A 416-nucleotide genomic window follows, 5' to 3' on the forward strand; every position below is an offset into this window, starting at 1 on the left:
GCCCTCGACATTGCCTTCGCCGATCAAGAGGCCGATGCGCTGCTTCATCTCGCGCGCAGCTTTGTTGGTGAAGGTGACGGCGAGGATCTGCGACGGGAAGGCCTTGCCGGTGGCGAGGATGTGGGCGATGCGGGTGGTCAAGACGCGCGTTTTGCCGGTGCCGGCGCCGGCCAGCACCAGAACCGGGCCTTCGGTGGTTTCCACCGCCAGCCGCTGCTCGGGGTTGAGCCCGTTCAGATAATCGGGCGCATTGTTGTGGCCGCTGCGGGCAGCCATGGCGCGCGCAGCAATGCCCGACGGGGCCACGGGCCGCGCGTTCGGTTCGTCAAAAAAAGGCATATCTTCCGAAAAGCCGGACATCTCCCCCGAATGTAGTGATTCGGCAGCGAAAGGCCAGAAGTGTCTCTGTTTTGTTC

General features: G+C 63.7%; 1 protein-coding gene. It reads right to left on the minus strand.

The genetic code is table 11. The features are described 5' to 3' along the window. The coding region (locus EOA19_RS35120; protein WP_164893144.1) for a UvrD-helicase domain-containing protein at positions 1-360 on the minus strand (360 nt) is incomplete at its 3' end. Between the last annotated feature and the right edge of the window lie 56 nt (positions 361-416).

Origin of the sequence: Mesorhizobium sp. M7A.F.Ca.US.010.02.1.1, from assembly GCF_004023085.1 — a bacterium.
Classification (GTDB): Bacteria; Pseudomonadota; Alphaproteobacteria; order Rhizobiales; family Rhizobiaceae; genus Mesorhizobium.